The organism is Paenibacillus sp. J22R232, assembly GCF_056269165.1.
This window is the reverse complement of the sequence record NZ_JBWDNK010000010.1, coordinates 128,539-146,447: the sequence shown is the minus strand read 5'-3', so window position 1 is coordinate 146,447 and position 17,909 is coordinate 128,539. Positions and strand designations below refer to the sequence as shown.

Genomic DNA, 17,909 nt, shown 5'->3' with positions numbered 1-17,909 from the left:
CCTTTCTTCGACACTTCGAGATGCCTAATTGTTCTCCGACGGCTGTTTCCCTTGGGATGGGCTTGGTTTCTGGCCTGCCGGCTCACGAACCGAATTGTTCATTGCCGTCGCATGCGGACGGCGTGTCCTAGCCCATATCGGCGCTCGGATAATGACATCCTTCAAACTCGTGAGGGTAAGCGGTGCGATTGGCGTAAAATAGGGAACGCCAAAAGATCGAAGCATTGCAACATGCAGCAGAATGCCCAAAAACCCAAGCACGATGCCATAAAGCCCAAGCGTTCCCGCCAAAAAAAGCATCGGAAATCGGAGCAATCTAATTCCGTTTGCAAAACTGTAACGCGGAATCGTGAATGCCGCAATACCAGTGATCGATACGATGATGACAACTGGAGCAGATATGATTCCCGCTTCCACGGCAGCCTGTCCAATGACCAACGCACCTACGATGCTAACTGCCTGGCCGATTTGTTTCGGCAATCGGATCCCTGCCTCCCGCAATGCCTCAAATATGATTTCCATTAACAGGGCTTCAATTAATGCCGGAAACGGAACAGCCTCTCTGGAGGACGCGAGGCTTAAAACGAGATTAGTCGGAATCATTTCCTGATGGAAGGTCGTTACCGCAACGTACAGGGGAGGCGCAAATATCGCAATGATCGTGAAAATCAATCGAATCCAACGTACAAATGTTGCGATCGGCCAGCGCACGTAATAATCCTCGCTTGCCTGAAGCCCGGTCCAGAAGGTCATAGGGGCAACTAATACAAACGGGCTCGTATCAACAAGAATCGCTACTTTCCCTTCCAATAGCTCTGCCGCTACAACATCGGGCCGCTCCGTATTGTGCAAGAGCGGAAACGGAGAATACGGATTATCCTCGATAAATTCTTCTATATAGGCTGAGTCAAGTATTCCGTCGATTTCAATGCGGGATACTCTTTTTCGAACTTCCTCAACAAGTGATTCGGAAGCGATACCCACGATATACGTGAGGATGACTTCCGTTTGAGAAAGCTCACCGAGCGTAACGGATTCCATTTTCAGCCTCGATGATTTAATTCTGCTCCGTATTAACCCTATATTCGTAGAGATATTCTCGATAAATCCATCCCTCGGGCCGCGAACAACGGGTTCAGAGGAAGGTTCGTCTAAGCTTCGCTGTTTATGGCCATTAACCTTAACCATCATCGCATTGCTGTCCGCTCTCGTAAGAACGATAGCGTGACCTTTTAGCACATGGCGAACAATCTCGGCGACGTTTGATGACAAGCTCGTTGACGCTGCGGAGATCATCCGGTCATCCAGCTCCTCTGCTTGTGCATCTAACTCTTTATGTTTTGTCGTATTGGAAATCAAAGGTTTCAATATATGTTCGTCAATCATCTGTTCATCAACTAAACTTGCGAGGAATATGACAAGCCATTGCGCTTGTTCAGCCATTCCGGCTTTACGAAATACGATATCGGAGCTGTTGTTGAAAATACGTTTGAAAATCAATTCATTTTGCTCTAAATCCAAAGTTAGCTTGGGGCTCTCTTCATCTTCAGAATGATAATTCTCCGGTATAGTTGGATACTCGGGCTTCATCTGCATCCATTTCCTAAACCTTTTCACTGAATAAACCTCCCCAGAAAAAGCGATATTTATATCTTCCCATTATTCGGAAATAATATGCTAAAGCTTGAGAAGGCCATAGTCTCGGGCAGGTCAAACAAGGAATTGGTTTCTCGATTAATAAAAAGAGCAGCTGAGCCTATGCATATAGGTTCAGCTGCTTTTCACATTAACCGTTTCATTCGCGTACCCTCATTTAACTCTAATTCTTCGAAATCTGATCAAGAAATCTCAAATTCTGATTGATTAGACGTAATTTCAACTATTTCACCGATTGTCCTAGTAAGCACCATGTTTTATTTAGAGACACATGAATTTGCATCTCTTCGCTTATCCTACCTTCTAACCATATACCTCTTTATTGAACTTAAAAGTCTTTTTTTTGATTCAACTTACCGATAATGCCAGCAGCCTTGATGAATTGTGCTATTGTCTCACTGCATAACGAAATCCAGAAATGATTTAATTCTTTATCACTTACTTTGTGACTAAAAAACGTCCCTTCTAACGAACAGTATTATATAACAGCACTTTATAAAATTATTCCCGTTACTAGGAGGGGAAAATCTATGACTATCCAACTCGCTGATAGTATCAATCACTCCGTTCAAAATAATCACCATATACTTTCTATTATGGCAGAAATGATCGCAACTATGGAGAATGACGCCAAACTCAAAAGAGAAATTCTATTTAAAGTTGATGAAATCAGTATGGAGATTTCCAGAAAAGATAAACTCTGCTATGACGTAGTGAATGCTACTCGTAATAACGGTGACTATTACAAAGCTAAGATGGTATGGAAACAATTTAGAAATAGAGTAGAGCATGCTCTTGTGGAGCTGAATAAGCAAATTCAAAGGACAAGATACCCTGACGAGTGGAACGAAACATATGAACTTCTAAAGCGTCGAGCAGCTTTACATGATGATGAAGTGGAAAGATTAGAGCGGTAAGCGTTATTGAGTGTATCACCTAACATTTAGATTCTGTCATTCCACCACGTGGGAAATAACCTCCATATTTTGGGTTATTTTACCCGCATGGTTATCGAAAAACTATCCTATCCGTTAGCGTATTGCAGCAGCCGCTCATTGTGGTCGGCTGCTTACGTGTTTTTTTTGAAGTATCGTGTCCCGTCCGCTTAATCCATGGTCTTCGTCAATTATCGATAAAAACTCGTCTTATTATCCTATACGTTGAAAGAGGCGCCCTAATGGGCGCCTCGATTTAATCTTATATTGCTTCCGCATATCGTTTGAAGCTATCCAGAATCGCTTGCCAACCCGCCTGTTGGAATTCAACGGGGTTAGTGCTCTCGGCGTCGAAGATTTCAATGATCTTAGTGGTCTCCCCTTGATCGACGAACGCAATATCCACTTTCCGTTCGTCTCCCAATGTGTACGCAATCGTTTCATGTAGCCTCACTTCGTCGTAAATTCCGCTATAATCAAAACCCATGCTGCCATCCTTCGCTTCCATCCTTGTCAGGAATTCGCCGCCGGCCCGCAAGTCGTTCTCGGCTCTTGGCGCATGCCATTCCTCGGAAGGTTGATACCACTTCGTAATGTGGTCCGGCTCCGTCCAATAACTCCATACTTTTGCTAAAGGGGATTGAATGACGGTCTCTACGGTTACTCTCGTTGGATTGCTTGTTTCCATTGTGAAGGACACCTCTTTACGGGAATTTTATTTCTCACTAATATAGACGAATGCCAATCTCCGAATTCATCGGTCTATTTGCTCCGGAAGCCCTAATCGGGAAAATAATTTTTCATTTATGAAATTTTGAACATGGAATAACCGATTACCTTTCACTTCAATCACGTGAATGCCCCAAGGTACCAGAACGGATGACTCCTTACCCGGCACATACTGCGCCAGAGCGGGATAACCGCCATTCACTGTAGTTGGCAAAAATTTGGACCCCTCGCAATGCCAGCGCGTAAGTGCAAAAAACGCGGACAAATCTTCTTGCCCGCTTATCCACATAGCGAAAGGCGGCATGGACATACAGCCTTCCTCATGGAACAACGACACAAGCGCATGGATATCGAATTGCTCAAACGCTTCCACATACCTCGAGAGAAGATTCTGGTCGGGATGGACATCCATCTTACTAAATTCGTCGGAGCGAAGCCGCGTTCTTTCCATCGTCTCCCTTGCTCGTTGCAGGGCGCTGTTCGCCGCTGCCGTCGACATTCCCAACGTTTCCGCAATTTGTTTCGAAGACCATTCAAAGACATCCTTCAGAATAAGAACCGCTCGTTGACGAGGTGGCAACGTTTGCAAGAGTGCGATAAAGCAGAGCTGAAGGGTATCCTTGCGAACGAGAGCATCTTCCGGATTTTCTCCGAATTCGGGTGAGGGCCAAATCCAGGATGAATTTGGCAGCGTTTCTTTCGGTTCGACAATCTTGACCGCCGGGTCGGACAAGTCAACGGGAAGCCTACGGCGCTTCGCTTGCCTCAGCTTGTCCAGGCATAGGTTCGACGCTATGCGGTATATCCATGTTTTAATGGATGAGTCCTGCCTGAATCCATCCCAGCTCTGCCATGCCCGAATATAGGCTTCCTGTACAGCATCGTCCGCATCATCAATCGATCCCAACATTCGATAACAATACGAGGTTAACCCTGGCTTGTAGCTCTCAAATAACTTCATATCAAAAACGGCTTCGTTCATCTTCGCCTCCTTGGGTCGCTCTACATGAAACGTGCTCCTTCCATCATATTCGAATCATCCGGCAGCCACAAGTCGATACGGCTACGCCGTCCTTTGCCATTTGATCTGCCCTTAATCCCAAAAATTAAAGATGACATCTCCAACCGTTTTAGGTTTACAACGAAAGATTTGATTTAACTCCGCCTTATTTAGATTGTTTTCATTTAGCACGGCATGAGTTCTTTCATCGAGTTTTAATCGTTGATTAAGTTCGTTTGCAGATAGTACCCTAAATCCATTGCTCACGGCATCTACTTCGCTAGAAAGTGAGCAGTCTACAAAATCAATATCGAAATATTGAACTGAAGAAGCAAACGCAACAAAGGGATAGGAACTGTTTAACAAGATAAAAGTGCTTCTATCTTCCAAACCAAGCTCTGCTTTATAAAAATTTTGTGATACATGTGGCTCTTCAAAGCACAAAAGCTTCCCTTTAGAATATGTTGCCAACGTGTAACAGAGTCTTTTGAAATGAAACGAATCAACCGTGTGGACATCAACGACACAAATGAAAAGACATGCCTTCTACGATGCCTTCCCTTGTACTCGCTTCAAGTCTTGTTTTTAACGTAAGCCATCTCAAATTATTCAAGTCTTTTCACGAAAAACAATCAGCGTTGCCGGATTAATGGCAACGCTGATTATTTCATTATTTGACGGATTGTAATATGAAGTGCGACAGCTGAAAACAAAGAAGCCCATGCCCATGAATGGATTCGTGTATTGGAGATCGCCTTTGGTGTTCTAACGAGAACGCAATTGGAAACTATTCTACTGGTTTTAGTGATCCATAAAAATAAGAAGCTGTCGCTCCACCGTCGATTAGGAAATCAGACCCGGTAATGAAAGCGCCATGTGGCCCCATCAGCAACTCAGCTACATTTGCAACCTCATCTGCTGTTCCTGGACGTCCAGCTGGGCAATTGGCAAACATATTCTTATAAAACTCTCCTCTTGGACCATTGAACTCGTCAATAGCCAATGGAGTTACGATAATTCCTGGAGAAATGGAGTTGATACGAGCATCTTTTTCACCCCAACGTATAGCTTCAAACATTACACGCTTCACATTGCACCGTTTCGCCATTTGATATGCGTGCAACGAATCCTTGATCTTTTCAGGTTGAAGGACTTCCAAATTAAGGAGCTCCTCAGTTGGTGTCGTAGCCAACTGCTCATCAATTTCAGTTCCCAGTTCAGGCATTCTATGTCCAGACTGACTGGAAATTGTAACACCAACTCCTCCAGGAACTATGACCTTACCTACTTCCTCCAATAATACTGCTGTTCCGTACAAATCCACCTTCAAAACCACTTCAATAGGTGCCTGACTAGGTGACACGCCAGCTGCATTGATAAGCGCAGTGATTTCACCATATTTCTGACCTTTTGCAATCAAGTTTAAAATCGATTCTCTAGAGGAAATGTCTGTTTCGACTGGTATCGCATCAAATCCGGCTTCTGTCATAATTTTTGTAGTAGCCTTGGCATTATCTAGGTTCTTATCGCCAATCATAATTTTCTTACCAAAACCGATTCTTCTGGCTATCGCCATGCCAATCTGTCCGGCACCGGTCCAAAGTACAACTTCTTTCATAGTTTGTTCTCCTTATTTTTTTCCAGGATCACTTCACTTTTTACTTCGCTATTTGTCCTTTTTGGATAACCTCGCTCAGGAGAACCAAAACTCGCTTCATTAAGGTCGGATTAATACTTTGAGCGCTTCACGCTTATCCATAGCACGATAACCCTCCGGAACACCAACCAAATTAACCGTAACGTCAAAGACACGACCCGGTTCAATTTTACTTTCCAAAATGTCGGGTAACAATTCTTCCATGTAAGCACGCGTTGGCGCTGGTCCTCCAGTTAGCGTAATATTACGCCCGAAAAGACTTGCAAAACCAACGGGAGCATCATCATACTGTGGAACACCAACGCGGCTGATAACTCCACCGGCCCGAACGGCTCCAAGACTCATCTCGTAAGCAGGCATCAGCCCGACACATTCAAGAACAACATGTGTTCCTTCACCATTTGTCAGCTCTCGAACTTTCGCGATGCCTTCTTCTCCGCGTTCATTAATAACGTCTGTTGCACCGAATTCAATACCAAGATCGGTCCGCTTCTTATGACGGCCCATAAGAATAATTTTCTTGGCACCGAGCTTCTTCGCTGACAGAACGGCAAGAAGACCAACAGCTCCATCACCTATAACCGTTACCGTCGTATTCTCATTCACTCTTCCCATCACCGCCGCGTGATAACCAGTGCCGTATACATCAGACAATGTTAACAGGGACGGTAACAAAGGAGAGTTTTCATCAATTTCGTCGGGTAGTTTAAACATGCTTCCCTCTGCTTGAGGCACTCGCACAAATTCCGCCTGACAGCCGGTCATAAAGCCCCCATGCACACAAGATGTCATTAATCCTTCTTGGCAGAACGGACAGGTGCTGTCACCATAAGCAAAAGGAACGATGACTAAATCGCCTTTTTTGAACCCGGAAACCTCCGAACCCATTTCTTCAATCTTTCCAATTACTTCATGCCCCATTGCTTCGCCCTCTCCATGCTCATGGGCATGCATGTTGTGATAAGGATGCAGGTCACTTCCGCAAATGCAGGCAGCAACCACTTTTAAAATCACATCCGTCGGTTTTTGCAATCTCGGAACGGGGATTTCTTCTACGCGAACTTCACCAGCAGCATACATCATATTTGCTTTCATTTATCAATTCTCCGCCTTTTCTTAAATTTCGAATTTATTGAGCTCCCACAACCGGATGAGGGATATACAATTCTTCCAGGAATGAGATTTCTTCTGTGGTTAATTTCACTGATAGAGCCCCTACAGAATCTTCAAGTTGAGCGATTTTTGTTACACCGACAATAGGAGCTGCTACAGCTTCTTTCTGCAACAGCCATGCAAGCGCAACATGACTGCGGGGTACGTCGCGCTTCTCTGCAATGGACGCAACTCTCTCAATGATCAATCGATCTGCATCAGCAGTCGAATCGTACTTTGATTTCTGAATTTGATCCGTTTCTGATCTATGGGTAGTTTCTGACCAATCGCGAATTAGTCTTCCCGATGCAAGCGGACTATAAGGAGTCAACGCAATTTTTTGGTCCGTACAAAACGGAATCATCTCTCTTTCCTCTTCCCGGTATATGAGGTTAAGGTGATTTTGCATGGAAACAAAACGAGTCCAGCCATTTTTCTCCGCCACATGTAATGCTTTTTGGAATTGCCATGCATACATCGCAGAAGCACCGATATATCTTGCTTTTCCAGACTTGACGACATCATGCATGGCTTCCATGGTTTCTTCAATAGGTGTTTCATAATCCCAGCGATGAATGATGTAGAGATCTACATAATCAGTCCCTAACCTCTTCAGGCTCTTATCGATTTCGCTCATGATGGACTTCCGAGAAAGCCCTACACCATTGGGGCCTTGATGCATACGTCCCCAGACTTTTGTAGCCAGAACCATTTCATCGCGGTTCGCATAATCCTTTAAAGCTTTCCCAATAATCTCTTCACTGGTTCCGCCTGCATAAATGTTCGCTGTATCAAAAAAATTGATACCCAGTTCTAGTGCTCTTTTGACGATTGGACGACTGTGCTCCTCATCGAGTACCCATTGATGTCCACCGGGAAGCACATCACCAAAGCTCATGCAACCCAGACAAATCCGAGAGACGTCCATTCCCGTATTTCCGAATTTAATATATTCCATCCAGAAAACCTCCTATAGTTTATCAAACCATTCATCATTGACGGCATCAAACCATTCTGTTTCTCCCGGAGTCATAGCCAGATGTACAAACCAACTGTCTTTTGTCGCTCCATGCCAATGTTTCACGTTAGGCGGAATATTAACCACGTCACCTGTTTGAAGCAACCGTGCAGGTTTGTTTTTTTCTTGATACCACCCATTCCCGCCAGTGACTAATAGAACCTGTCCAACCCGATGGGAGTGCCAGTTATTCCGTGCCCCTGGAGCGAAGGTCACATTTCCGATCGCAGTGTTCAGAGGTGTCGTATCTGTAAACACCATTTGTAGGTAGGCGTCACCTATGAAGTTTGCTTGAACCTTTTCTCCTAATGGAAAAATGGTACTGTTGCGAAGTTGTTCATTATTCAACTTTATTTCCTACTTTCGAATGTTATTTGATAAGGGGATTATTCCGATTACGCCGCAGCTTCATTCACACACCGGAGAGCATTTAGACTGCGCGGATAGCCGATGAAAGGCAAGCATTGAGAAATAACTTTAATAAGGAAACTCTTATCATTTCCAAGCCTTATATTAGCGGCAGCATGGCTGGTCAACTGAGGTTCGCATCCACCCTGGGCCAAAAGAAAGCAGAATGTAATCATCTCTCTTTGTTTGTAGTCGAGCCCTTTCCGCGTATAGTAATCACCAAAGCAGTTAGCTGCGAGCCAGTAATTAATGCGCTTGCTCTCTTCCGGTCCTGACTGCCAGAAATCCTGCATATGTTGTCCGAAGATATCTACCTGTGCTTTAATCCCTGCTTCCAAACGGTTTTCTAAAGTGGTGGTTGCTTGTCCTGGCAAAGGCAATTCAACCCCTTGTGAAGTCAAAATCTCATTCACAACATGCAGGAAAGGATAGACTCTTCCTATACCCATATAAGGTACGGACTGATAAACAATCTCTTTTACTTTCACTGGAGTAACGCCAAAGTTTAATGCGGCTGGAACCATAGCTCTAAACTCATCTATACCTTGATAACCAATCAAAACGGACAATATGGCCATCATACGAGTTCTGCCATCCAAGTCGTCCTGATTCACGACTTCATCAAACGCAAAATTATCGAAGCGCTCACTAAATTCCGGATCTGTTTCCAAGACCTTAGATTTGTAGCCTGGAAACATTTTCTCATGATATTTTTGAGCTGCATCCGTAATAGTCATCAATTATTCTCCTTATTTATCAGGGTTACAAAGTGGACATATCGATAACAAATCGATATCGAACATCACTGCTTAGGACACGTTCGTATGTTTCATCAACCTACAGCTGCAACAAATCCTGCAATTTCGTGACCAGGAACCATGGGATAAACTCCACTGCCAAAATCATTATGAACATTATGAATATCTGAATTTAGTTTTTACATTATTTTTTATAAGAAACCATTTTTTATTCGGGTTTATTTACCCCTAGACTTTGGCCAACTTCTAAACCAGGATCTAATGCCAGCTTAACAACCAGATCTGCAACACTTTTACGTGATACAGAATAACCTTTAAAGGGTTCCCCTTTAGGTGTGATCTCGTAATCAATTTCATTATCATTTGTAAACCAGCCTGGTCTTAAAATCGTATAATCGAGATTCGAAGACTCAACGATAGCCGCAGAATCCCTGTAAGGATCCAATATGCTTTTATACTTCTCTTCGGGAACTTCCTCATAAATTCCCATGGAGCTAATAAAAATCAGACGTCTTAAGCCTGTTGAGGACATGGCTGTCACGATGGTTTCAGCCATTTTTTTTAATTGGCCAGCCAAATTGGCATACACGACATCTTGCCCCGCCATAGCTTCTTTTAATTGATCCTGATTTAAAACATTACCTTCAATGACCCTAACTCGATTAGATTCCAAATGCTTTAACCTTTGCGCATTACGCAAGTAGAGCGTTAATTGTGTGTCTGCTTCCCTTAGGAATAACTCAATGGCTACACGAGCAATTCCTCCGTTTGCGCCAAGGATCAGAACCTTACTCATCATAATCGCCTCGCTTTTTTCAAAGTGTATATTCTGGAGTTAACTCACGTTCAAACTTTCGAAACTTAACCTTGATTTATTAATGAACTCGTGTCTAAAATTATAAACGATAACAATAAAGCTTCAATGGTTAGATCTATTCCATTTGTTAATTACTGAACAATAGATGCTAAATTGTCTACTATTTCACTGAATCGAGGTGTTCCACTTTGGCTAAGGCCGATCGAAGAATAAAGAAAACCCAAGATGCTTTAAAAAATGCAGTTTTGGAACTTATGTCTGAAAAGAACTTTGACAACATTACAATCCAGGATCTATCTGACCGTGCTAATGTCAGTAGAGGAACGATTTATCTTCATTACATGGATAAATATGACTTGCTTGATAAGCTTATCGAAACGCATATTAACGAACTCGGAGTTCGTTGCAAGGCGGCAGCAGACTTAGATTTTGTAAGTGGATCCCTTATATGGACAGAGTATTTCGAAGAAAACTACCTTTTTTTTTCAATGATGTTGGCGAGTAAAGGAGCTCCATTTTTCCGCACCCGATTTCTAGATTTTTTGCATGAGGAGTTCAAAGATGAGGTTGATGTAACACAGGGTAAAAATAAAGGACTAAACGAGGATATGGTTATCAGATTTGTAGCATCTGCTTATGTGGGGGTCGTCGAATGGTGGTTTGTGAATGAACGACCAATTACCTACCAAGCTTTAGCGGAACAATTAGGGGCCTTGCTGGAGAGGAATTGCAACTAAATCTACTGCTGTTACTTAATTTAAAACAACAACCGATTTATCGATCAGCTGGTCCGCGAATGGATACCCTCGCGCGTACGGCCATACTACAACAACAAACCGACAACGGTTCCTCTGATCTGCTTCCGCTTTGTTGTTTTGAACGACGAATTGTCAAGCTAAGTGCGACACCTCTTCCAAGAAGGCTTCGTGAGCCGTTTTCCACCCGCCATCTGTAGATCGTCTTGAAACACACGAAAGGTTTCCGTTCGGTACGACGCTTCTCGGCGATCTGCTCAGGGATCAGGTTTCGTGCAGCTTCAGATGGAGTTCTTCGGGAAGTGTCTTCGTATATTTACCGGCTGAACCGCTAAAAAATTCTCCGGCAGGAAGAACGGGTAAACAAATGTTCAGAATAAATAGCGATTCACGCACAAAAAAAAGACCATTCGAGCTCAGCAGCTCTAATGGTCTTTTCGCTAACTAATGATTATTACGCAAGCTCTTCAAAGCTTCGCTCCAACCGACAACCTGGCATTCACATTTTTCAACTGCGCGTCGGCCGGTTTGAACGTTTTGTACTGCTAGAAATCCGTAAAGTGCGAAAAGGTTGGATTTGCGCGGACGTCGCCTACCCCGCAAATGCTCGGCGGCGCGGGCGCCGCCCGCGGAACCGTAAGCTTACGATTCCGGCCGCCTTATTGTTCCACTCTTTGTAAGCAAGTTGAAAAGTCATTCCAGAAATTTGAATCCCTGCATTGCATTTATGCTTCTAGTTTGGCGTCTGTAAGTCCCGTCGGGAACGGGGCTGGTTTCTGGCAAGTGCTTTGCATCGTATAATGAACGCTTTGGGAAGAAGCGTCGAGAATGCCGAACATCGCTTCCAGTACGTGATAGGCCAAGTCGCCGCTCGCGCGGTGGCTGCGACCGGACATAATTGCCTGCGCCATATCCGCGGCGCCGACACCTCGGGCGTTCTCGCTCTTGCCATGCGTCAGTGGAATATCCGACCATTCTTCTTCGCCCATCCGTCTCAGCTTCACGGGACCGGTAAACGTGTTGGGGTCCGGCACCAGCAGCGTCCCCTCACTCCCGTACAGCTCGATCCGCGGCAGAATAGAACCGCCGTTGATATCGAAGCTTGTCAGCAGCATCGCCATCGGTCCGGATGCAAAATCGAGTACGCCCCCGATGTGGGTCGGCGTCTCGACTTTAATCCTCTTCCCGTTAAGCTTCTCGCTTTTGGCGACCCGTTCCGGGAACGAGATCTTCGCTGAACCCGTCACGCGGGAAATGGGACCGAGCAGCGCAACCAACGCGGTCAAATAATAGGGCCCCATATCGAACAGCGGCCCGCCGCCAGGCTGATAAAAAAAGTCCGGGTTGGGGTGCCAGATTTCCGGTCCGCTACCCATCATGAAAGCGGTTGCGCCGATAGGTGTGCCGATCGCGCTCTCTTCGATCAGCTTGATACACGTCTGGATGCCGCCGCCTAGGAAGGTATCCGGCGCGCCGCCCACACGCAGACCTTTGCTTCTCGCCGTCTCAAGTACGCGAATGCCTTCCTCGCGCGTAGCGGCCAGCGGCTTCTCCGTGTAGACGTGCTTTCCCGCTTCCAGCACTTGCATCGCGACCGGTGCATGGGCCTGAGGAATGGTCAGGTTAATGACCATCTGAATGTCCGGATCGGCGAGCAGCTCGTCCACCGAACAGCCGCGAACGCCGAATTCTTCTCCCTTGGCTTTCGCGCGTTCCGCGTCCAAATCCGCGCACGCCACGATCTCCATCGATTCAAAGCGTTTCCCGTTATCCAAGTAAATCCCGCTTATATTGCCGGTACCGATGATACCGACCTTCAATCTAGCCATGCCGCGCCTCCTCCTTCTCCTTGATCTTCTTCATTAGCCGGTCCAAATTGGAGTAACTCGTCTTGACGCATTCTAACGGATCCGTCCTACAGCTATCCTGCTCCACGACGTACCATTCGACGCACGACTCCTCTCCCCAGCGAATAATCGCATCGAAATCGATCGTCCCTGTACCGATCTCTGCATAGGCTTGTTCCTCGTCGTCCGTCATATCCTTCATGTGCAGAATCGGGACTCGTCCGGCATAAGGCGCGAGGAATTCGACGGGGTCGTGTCCGCCCTTTTTCAGCCAGTAGACGTCAGGTTCTGCAAGAATGACATTGTCCTCCTCAGGCGCGATCAGGTACGACAGCCCGTCCTTCCCGTCCACCGCCGTTTCGAATTCGAAGGCGTGGTTATGGTAGCTAATTCGTAACCCCTCGCTTTGCAGACGATCTGCCAACTCGTTGAACCGAAGTTTGAGCATCCGATATCCCGCTTCGTCCCGGTACTCTTCGCCGATTCCCGCACACACGATATCGGGCGTTCCGAAAAACTTCGCTTCGGCAATCGCACGCTCCGGCTCGTTAAGCAGTTCATCCCCGCCGTAATGCAAGCCGGATACGCGAAGCCCCGTTTCCTTCAGCACGGATCTCAGCAAGGCTCGATCGTACCCGTAGAATCCGGCAAACTGGACGGCACCGTAACCGATTCGAGCCAGTTCGCGAAGCACTCCGGGAAAGTCAGCGGCACACTGCTCGCGGAGCGTATATAACTGAACGGATATTTTGTTCTTCACACCTATTTCCTCCCTATTCTCGCTATTCGTCATCAGCTTACACCCTTTAGCTTTAGGAGGTCTGTAGAATAGCCGTTATGATGACTATTAATTTATTTGGCAAAATATGATTTCGATGAGTATTTTAGAAGCCGTTGTATTTGAGCCAACTGCCGCAAGCGTCCGTCCAACCGCGAACATGGACGTCGTCTTCCTCGAGGCCAATGCCGTGCCGGCCATGCGCGTAGTCATGTAAATCGTACAGGACGCTATGCCTTCGAGGCTCCGCAGCAAACTGCAAGCTATTCTAGACCGCACCGCTCCGTAGTCGGACGCATGCTAGAGAAAGCGTATCCGCCGTTAATCGTTCGTCGCTGCCGTGCAACGCTAGTTGCTCGGGGGAATGTCCGATCCTAACAGATTCGTTCCGGAGACTTCATGCGTATGCGGATCGCGCATCGTGATGAAGGTACAGCACTTCATGAGAAGATCGGGCCGACTAGACTGGCGTTCCGCCTCGTCCGCGGCACCGGGCCGGCCCTCGTCGTATTGCGTGCCCGCCGCTGAAGCTCGATGGCCGCCTGCGGAAAAGGAGCTTGAAAGCTTCGGCGTCATCACGCTGGCGCGTTCGAGTAAACGCATAGAGATAACCCCCTGAATGCCGAGGCAACGGCAATTGACCTCGAATAGGACCAATTACAACATCGCCTGGATTTTTACGTCATCGAAATATGCTTTCTCCTGATGAGAGAATACGCCCGCTTTGCCGGTACCGAAGGCGGAATCCGTCCCGCTGGCGAGCAATTGCCCGTCCAAGTACGCTTTAAGCGAGTTTCCCCTCACTTCCAAACGATAGGTATGGTAGACACCGGTCGTCGGATCCGAGAGAACGGGCGATGTCACCAACGTCGTCTCCACGCCGTTCTGCAGCTTAACGATGAACATTCTCTTGTAATAGCTTGCGTAATACATGTAGTAAAAATTGTTGTAATCCACGAATCTCGCAACCAAGCCTACGCGGCCTTGCCAGGTGTCCACTTTCGTCTTGGCCTCGATGCTATAATCCGTCCATGTGCTAAGTCCCGTCACTGACTTGGTTCCGCCTTTATCCGCGTTGTCGGACAAATAGACTTTCGAATTCCCGTCGGTTACGACCGAGAAGTTGCCCCAATTGGAGACGACCGTCCAATCGCTCACAACTCCATCCTCGAAGTTGTCCTCGAATAGCAAGTTCGATGTCGTCGCAATTGCTTCGATGCTGGGATCCGATAGCCGGCCTCCCGGATCGTAAGCTTTAACCGCGTAATGATACGTCGTCACGGCATTCAGTCCCGTATCCTTGTAGTTATAGACCGAGCCGTTAACGGTGGCGATATCCGTTCCGTTCCGGTAGACCTTATAGCCCGCGACGTCCGTTTCGTCTGTGGATTCCTGCCAGGTTAAGTTAATCTCTGAAGAAGAGAGCACTGTAGTGGTTAAGTTTGCGGGAGGCGTAGGAGCCGAACGATCGTAATGTTGGACCAGAACGTTGTCGAATGCAACGGGCTTCTTCGAGCTTGACACAAGACCCGCTTTTCCTTCGGAGATCGATGAGTCGACGGCGGTAATAATTGTCTGGCCGTTCACCGATCCGATTAGCGACGTTCCTTCCGTTTCGAACCGCAGCTTATAGGGCGTGCCGGCTGCGATTGTCGTCAGCCCGGACACCGATTGAATAACGGAGGTCATCCCGCTCTCTCGTTTCTTGATTACAGCCTTACCCTTTTGCGCATTGTACTTGAATACATAATAATGGTCGTTGTCTGCGTATCTTGCCAGTAAGCCGACTTCTCCCTTAGCGGTCGTCGACTTGATGTCGGCCTCCACCGAGTAGTCGCTGCCGTATGTCGCATCGATTACTGTCTTGCCCTTTGCGGCGGAGCGATAAACGGTACTCTCCCCGTCTTGGACCACGCTCCATTGTCCTTTTACCGTAGTCCAACCGCTCGCGTTCCCGTTCTCGAACGTATCCGCGAACAACGGGTCATAGATAAGCTCGAAGGCGAAACCTTTGTCTGTAACGAGCTGAACGACAAGGTCGCTTCCTGAGACCGTCACAGGAATCTCTTCCAGCCTCACGCCGTTAAGTGACAGTTTATAGGCTTTGTATCCTCCCGCAGGGCGGTCGACCGATAACCGGAATTGCGCGGTTTGTTCCTTGGCTAGCGTAGGTAGCTTGCCTTTAAAGTATTTGACTTCGCCGGTGGACAACTGTACCGTCTCTTCGTCCGTAGCTGCGACGTCCGTCGTATAAATAAGCAGCAGCCTGTCGCTGTCTTCCAACGATTTCTCGTCCAGGGAGGAAGCGAAGAACGTGCCCTTGTACACATCGCCGGTCACGGTTGCCGGACCGAGTTCAAGATCGTGATTGTCCATCGTGCCGGCCGCCGCGACGACCGTTGGCGTCCGAACCATATAGGTGTTCAGATTCAGGTCGAACAGAAGCTCTCCCGTGTCGGACAGCAGCTTGTTCTCATTCAGAGCGTCAAGCATTGCCGTCTTCGTCTGGGAAGCGTCGAGTGAGTCGATCATCGCTTCGGCCACTTGCCGATCCGTCATGCCGCTCGTGATCGCGATTCGGTTCACAGCGGGGAATTGACCCGCCTCGATCTGCTGCGTAGTCAGCTCCGGCGTGATCCGGTAAACCGCGAAGGGTACGCTCGGGTTATCCGCATACACGGTTGCCGTGTTGAACAGATGCGGGATATACATCATGTTGGCGATATACGCCTCGATCTCGGAAGCGGCGCCTTTGTCGCGAGCCCACATCTTATCCCATACGATGGCGAACTTCGGCACGCTGGCCTGTATGGCACCGGTCCGGAACAGTAGCGAACCCTCCGCCTCAGATAGAATCGCTAGCGGGTCATTCGCGATAGAGAACGACTCCGGCGTCCCGAGTCTTCCGTTCGTGTAGGCGTCGCCGACGTTCATGCCGAATGAATATCGATTTAACATATCCCAGCCTTGGAACGCTCCTGTCGCACCGACGAAGATGCCAGCTTCCTCGCGCCCCTTGGCTGGGAACGTGTCTTGGAATTCCGTCAGCAAGAAAGGAGTTTCGTACCCTTGCCTTAAAGACAAAGCCGGATAATAGTTTCCGAACAGCCGATCGCTCGCCCAATCCTTCGGATAGTTCGCGTTCGTTGCGCTATCGAACGACATGCTGAGACGCGGGAATTTGAGAGGTCTGAATTGGAAGCCATATTTACCATTCTCGTAAATTCGGTTATCGACGAACTGGTGATACAAGTGCGTCTCGTAGACGTCCGACGCTTGGTCCCGCCAGTAATTCACGTTCGGACTAATAATGTGGTTCAATCCTCCGACCGGCACTTCTACCCCGAGCTCCTGCTTCAAATAATTTCGCATCTCGTTCGCTGCCGAAATGGTCTTCTTCGAGTAATAGGCGCTTAGGCGATCCTTGATCGTGCCGCTCTCATTCCAGTATTGATCGGAGATCGACGAGATGGGAGCTTCGCCGAACGTATCCGACAGGAAGTCGTTGAAATCCTCCATTAGAAAAGTGCGAAACTTCGCTTTCATCGAGCTAAGTCTCATATTGAGGAGAAGCGACTCGTTCCAGGGACTGACGCCCGCGAGCACAGGATCGTCCTTCAGGGCAATCCCCGTATAAGGATTGACATGGGTGAGCCACACGCTCGCGATCTCCTTCCACATTTCCATCGCTTCAGGCAGCGTAGGCAGAAGATAGGCCGAATTATATCCCTCTGCATATTCGCCTAGAACCGGTACGTTCTTGAAGTCATACAACTGGAACAGATCGATCACGACATAGATACCGTGAGCCTTAAGCCTGGAGATGAGATATTCGACCTGATCCAGCCTATCGGCATTCAACTGCGGGGTCGGAGAGTTAGGCTGGAAGATGCCGGGCGCCCAATCTGCCATGGAATCCAAAGAATGAAGCCGTACGACGTTATAGCCTAGTCGTGCCAATCGCTCCGCGGTACAATCGGCATCCTCATGAGAGCCATAGTACATATTCCAGGATAAATTGCCCCCATAAAGCTTTACTTTCCGCTGCGGCTGCTGCTCGAAGACATAATCCCCGTCGGAATCGATCTGGATAAAACCGTGCTTCCCCGCTGGCGCATCATTCATTGCCGACAAATCCAAAGCGCTGCCCTCGGCAATCATCGGCTCCGTGTCTATCGGCTGCCAGCCGGCGGGCACGGCCGCATTCGCCTCGGTTGCGCCGACGTTAAACAGCGGAATCGTGAGTATCAACACTAACCATCCGATCAGACACTTGCGGCTTATCCGTTTGGGCTTTGCAATCAACGTAATCGTTCCCCTTTGTTCCGATTCAGTCGTTTCTCTCGCTCCAATTGGATACGCGGACGCCAAGAATTGCATCCGCGTATTTTGTCTCAGC

Annotated in this window: 15 protein-coding genes and 5 pseudogenes; 2 read left to right on the top strand and 18 right to left on the bottom strand. The window is 47.5% G+C overall.

Annotation, left to right across the window (positions count from 1 at the left end):
* Positions 1–24 precede the first annotated feature (24 nt).
* Entirely contained in the window at positions 25–1,596 is a 1,572-nt protein-coding gene (locus tag AC0YN3_RS24220) for a spore germination protein (protein ID WP_475777569.1), read from the bottom strand.
* 590 nt (positions 1,597–2,186) lie between these two features.
* On the opposite strand from AC0YN3_RS24220, the gene AC0YN3_RS24215 reads away from it, so the two are divergent.
* Entirely contained in the window at positions 2,187–2,573 is a 387-nt protein-coding gene (locus AC0YN3_RS24215) for a hypothetical protein (RefSeq protein WP_475777504.1), read from the top strand.
* Positions 2,574–2,853: 280 nt separating this feature from the next.
* On the opposite strand, the gene AC0YN3_RS24210 is transcribed toward AC0YN3_RS24215, so the two are convergent.
* The 11 genes and pseudogenes from AC0YN3_RS24210 to AC0YN3_RS24160 form a co-directional block, all read right to left on the bottom strand.
* Entirely contained in the window at positions 2,854–3,279 is a 426-nt protein-coding gene (locus tag AC0YN3_RS24210; RefSeq protein ID WP_475777503.1) for an SRPBCC family protein, read from the bottom strand.
* Between the two features lie 66 nt (positions 3,280–3,345).
* Positions 3,346–4,308: pseudogene (locus tag AC0YN3_RS24205) on the bottom strand (sigma-70 family RNA polymerase sigma factor); the annotation flags it as partial.
* A 105-nt stretch (positions 4,309–4,413) separates the two neighbouring features.
* On the bottom strand, positions 4,414–4,791 hold the full coding sequence (locus tag AC0YN3_RS24200; RefSeq protein WP_475777502.1) for a hypothetical protein: 378 nt from the start codon (positions 4,789–4,791) through the stop codon (positions 4,414–4,416).
* 316 nt (positions 4,792–5,107) lie between these two features.
* The gene (locus AC0YN3_RS24195) at positions 5,108–5,938 is read right to left on the bottom strand and encodes an SDR family oxidoreductase (protein ID WP_475777501.1); all 831 of its coding nucleotides are present in this window, start codon (positions 5,936–5,938) and stop codon (positions 5,108–5,110) included.
* Between the two features lie 99 nt (positions 5,939–6,037).
* Positions 6,038–7,072 (bottom strand): zinc-binding dehydrogenase, encoded by a 1,035-nt coding sequence (locus AC0YN3_RS24190; RefSeq protein WP_475777500.1) that lies wholly within the window; start codon positions 7,070–7,072, stop codon positions 6,038–6,040.
* A gap of 34 nt (positions 7,073–7,106) precedes the next feature.
* Positions 7,107–8,087, bottom strand: a complete 981-nt coding sequence (locus AC0YN3_RS24185; RefSeq protein WP_475777499.1) for an aldo/keto reductase — start codon at positions 8,085–8,087, stop codon at positions 7,107–7,109.
* 12 nt (positions 8,088–8,099) lie between these two features.
* On the bottom strand, positions 8,100–8,495 hold the full coding sequence (locus AC0YN3_RS24180) for a cupin domain-containing protein (RefSeq protein WP_475777498.1): 396 nt from the start codon (positions 8,493–8,495) through the stop codon (positions 8,100–8,102).
* Positions 8,496–8,542: 47 nt separating this feature from the next.
* Positions 8,543–9,292, bottom strand: a complete 750-nt coding sequence (locus AC0YN3_RS24175) for a carboxymuconolactone decarboxylase family protein (protein ID WP_475777497.1) — start codon at positions 9,290–9,292, stop codon at positions 8,543–8,545.
* 25 nt (positions 9,293–9,317) lie between these two features.
* Positions 9,318–9,392, bottom strand: a pseudogene (locus AC0YN3_RS24170) (NADP-dependent alcohol dehydrogenase); the annotation flags it as partial.
* Positions 9,391–9,486, bottom strand: a pseudogene (locus AC0YN3_RS24165) (hypothetical protein); the annotation flags it as partial. The pseudogenes AC0YN3_RS24165 and AC0YN3_RS24170, both read right to left, overlap by 2 nt.
* 35 nt (positions 9,487–9,521) lie before the next feature.
* Positions 9,522–10,112, bottom strand: a complete 591-nt coding sequence (locus AC0YN3_RS24160; RefSeq protein WP_475777496.1) for an NAD(P)H-binding protein — start codon at positions 10,110–10,112, stop codon at positions 9,522–9,524.
* 206 nt (positions 10,113–10,318) lie between these two features.
* Between AC0YN3_RS24160 and AC0YN3_RS24155 the strand changes: the two genes are divergently transcribed.
* The gene (locus AC0YN3_RS24155; RefSeq protein WP_475777495.1) at positions 10,319–10,867 is read left to right on the top strand and encodes a TetR/AcrR family transcriptional regulator; all 549 of its coding nucleotides are present in this window, start codon (positions 10,319–10,321) and stop codon (positions 10,865–10,867) included.
* 208 nt (positions 10,868–11,075) lie between these two features.
* Here AC0YN3_RS24155 and AC0YN3_RS24150 read toward each other — a convergent pair.
* From AC0YN3_RS24150 to AC0YN3_RS24125, 6 genes and pseudogenes are all read right to left on the bottom strand, one after another.
* Positions 11,076–11,206: pseudogene (locus AC0YN3_RS24150) on the bottom strand (IS30 family transposase); the annotation flags it as partial.
* A gap of 123 nt (positions 11,207–11,329) precedes the next feature.
* Positions 11,330–11,561: pseudogene (locus AC0YN3_RS24145) on the bottom strand (NADPH-dependent oxidoreductase); the annotation flags it as partial.
* Between the two features lie 49 nt (positions 11,562–11,610).
* Entirely contained in the window at positions 11,611–12,714 is a 1,104-nt protein-coding gene (locus AC0YN3_RS24140; RefSeq protein ID WP_475777494.1) for a Gfo/Idh/MocA family protein, read from the bottom strand.
* Positions 12,707–13,492 (bottom strand): sugar phosphate isomerase/epimerase family protein, encoded by a 786-nt coding sequence (locus tag AC0YN3_RS24135; RefSeq protein WP_475777493.1) that lies wholly within the window; start codon positions 13,490–13,492, stop codon positions 12,707–12,709. Before AC0YN3_RS24135 ends, AC0YN3_RS24140 begins: the two co-directional genes overlap by 8 nt.
* Before the next feature lie 366 nt (positions 13,493–13,858).
* Positions 13,859–14,113, bottom strand: a complete 255-nt coding sequence (locus AC0YN3_RS24130; RefSeq protein WP_475777492.1) for a hypothetical protein — start codon at positions 14,111–14,113, stop codon at positions 13,859–13,861.
* A 54-nt stretch (positions 14,114–14,167) separates the two neighbouring features.
* A complete protein-coding gene (locus AC0YN3_RS24125) occupies positions 14,168–17,881 on the bottom strand; it encodes a 3-keto-alpha-glucoside-1,2-lyase-like domain-containing protein (RefSeq protein ID WP_475777491.1) in 3,714 nt (1,237 codons plus the stop codon).
* Between the last annotated feature and the right edge of the window lie 28 nt (positions 17,882–17,909).